The 2107-nt window shown below is 72.5% G+C and carries 3 protein-coding genes; 1 reads left to right on the top strand and 2 read right to left on the bottom strand.

Annotation, left to right across the window (positions count from 1 at the left end; translation table 11 throughout):
• Nucleotides 1-100 precede the first annotated feature (100 nt).
• Nucleotides 101-502, bottom strand: a complete 402-nt coding sequence (locus ACFWVV_RS10290) for a RidA family protein (RefSeq protein WP_384345257.1) — start codon at nt 500-502, stop codon at nt 101-103.
• A gap of 125 nt (nt 503-627) precedes the next feature.
• Here ACFWVV_RS10290 and ACFWVV_RS10295 point away from each other — a divergent pair, with 125 nt between their 5' ends.
• Nucleotides 628-1599 (top strand): helix-turn-helix transcriptional regulator, encoded by a 972-nt coding sequence (locus ACFWVV_RS10295; RefSeq protein WP_384345260.1) that lies wholly within the window; start codon nt 628-630, stop codon nt 1597-1599.
• A 28-nt stretch (nt 1600-1627) separates the two neighbouring features.
• Here ACFWVV_RS10295 and ACFWVV_RS10300 read toward each other — a convergent pair whose 3' ends face one another.
• A complete protein-coding gene (locus ACFWVV_RS10300) occupies nt 1628-1942 on the bottom strand; it encodes a thioredoxin family protein (protein ID WP_384345263.1) in 315 nt (104 codons plus the stop codon).
• Nucleotides 1943-2107: the final 165 nt, after the last annotated feature.

Genomic DNA, 2107 nt, shown 5'->3' on the forward strand with positions numbered 1-2107 from the left:
GCCCAGCTCTCCGTGGCGCGACCGGGGCGGGCCGGGCGGCGGCTCATCGGCTTTCGCGGCTCCTCCGCTCTCAGGTCCTCCGCTCTCAGGTCCTCCGCTCTCAGGCGACGGCGGTTCCCTCCAGCTCGACCAGTTGGCCGGGGACCGCCAGCCGCTTCACCTCGAGCATCGTGGTGGCCGGTGCCACCCCGGCCGCGCCCAGCCGGGCGGCCAGCACGCCGTAGTGCGGGAAGAGCAGGTCGATGTCGGTCGTATAGACGTTCAGCCGGACGAGGTTCGCCAGGGACATGCCCGCCTCGGCGAGCACGGCCTCCACGTTGTCGGCGCTCAGCGCCAGTTGAGCCGCCATGTCCCCTTCGTGCTGGGGTTTGCCGTCGGCGTTCATCGCGGTCTGCCCCGAGAGGTACAGGGTGCGGGTCTGCCCGGAGACGAGCTCGCCCTGGTGGAATCCCAGGTCCAGCGACCAGTTGACCGGGTTGACGGCGGTGCGTTGCAGGGCCATGTCGGCTCCGTTCGGTTCGAGTTCCGGATCGTGCGCGGCGCGCGCTCGGTGCGTGCGGCGTCGTGTTGAGGAGCCTCGCAACGATTCATGACACCCTCCGTCAGGTATTCCGATAACGTTCCGGCATGCGCGCCGACCGGTTGGTCTCCCTGGTTCTGCTGCTGCGCCGGCGCGGCCGGCTGACCGCGGACATGCTCGCCCGTGAGCTGGAGGTGTCCACCCGCACGGTGCTGCGCGACATCGAGGCGCTGTCCGCTGCCGGCGTCCCGGTCTACGCGGAACGGGGCCGGTACGGCGGTTTCGAGCTTGCCCCCGGTTTCCGCACCGAGCTCACCGGCCTGAACCACGACGAGGCGCTCGCCCTGCTGACCGCCGGACCGGTCCGCGGCGAGCAGGCGTTCGGCCTCGGTTCGGCACTGGCTTCGGCCATGCGGAAAGTGGTCGACGCGCTGCCCGAGAGCCATCGGAGCACCGCGAGCGACGCGGCCCGGCGGTTCCTGGTCGACCCGGAGTCCGACCTGCTCTCGCGCCGTCTGGTCACCGACGACGTACCCGGCGCCACGATGATCGAGGTGCGGCGCGCGGTGCTCGCCGGCCACAGGCTGCGCATCCACTACGCGGCCACCGGCCAGGGGCCGCAATGGCGGACGGTGGATCCGATCGGCCTGGTCACCGCACGCGACCGGAGCTATCTGCTGGCCACCAGATCCGGTGCGGACCGCACCTACCGGCTGTCGCGGGTACTGGCCGCCGAGGAACTCCCCGAGCCCGCGCAGCGGCCGGACCACGTCGATCTGGACCGCGTCTGGCGGGAGCGCTCCGCCCGGTTCCTGTCCGGGAGCGACCACCTCACCGTGCTGCTGCGGGTGGACCCGGTGCGGCGCGAGGAACTGCTGGACACCGTCCTCGCCGTCCGCGCGGAGGAGCCCGACGCGGACGGCATGCTGCGGCTGGAGGTGACGTTTCAGGACGCCCGGCACGCCGAATGGGCCCTGTGGCAGCTCGGCATGGACGCCGAGGCACTGGCCCCGCGCTCCCTGCGCACGTCCCTGCGCCACCGCGCCACCGCGCTGGCCGCCCGCTACGAGGACACGTAGGGATCCCGGCACCCGCGGGTGGGCCCGCTCAGAGGTGCGCCTCCAGGAAGGCCCCGAACCCGTCCCGGTCCAGCGCCCCGCTCTCCAGCGCCACGCACTCGCCGTCCCGGACCAGCACGAAGGTGGGTGCGGCGGCGACCCCGTACCGCCGCACCGGCGCCGGACAGCGGGCCATGTCGGCCCGTACGACGGTCAGCCGTCCTTCGTACTCCTCGGCGATCTCCGCGACGACCGCGTCCATCCGCTTGCACACCTCGACCGCTTTCGGCCAGGTCCCGAAGAAGTAGGCGAGCACCGGCCCTTCCGCCCTGGCCAGGATGAAGTCGAATTCGTCGCTCTCCATCGGCTGATGAATCCTGCTCGCCACCGGGGGTCCTCCTGGGATGTGGATCTGTGTAAGGACCCATCATCGCCTCGCGGGCCCCGGCCCGGCGCCCCCCGGCGGCGCGCGGGGCCCCCCGGGGCGCCCCCCGCCGCGCCCCCCACAAAAACACGCGACCCCCCACAC

The sequence above is a fragment of the Streptomyces sp. NPDC058663 genome (genome assembly GCF_042716745.1).
Classification (GTDB): domain Bacteria; phylum Actinomycetota; class Actinomycetes; order Streptomycetales; family Streptomycetaceae; genus Streptomyces.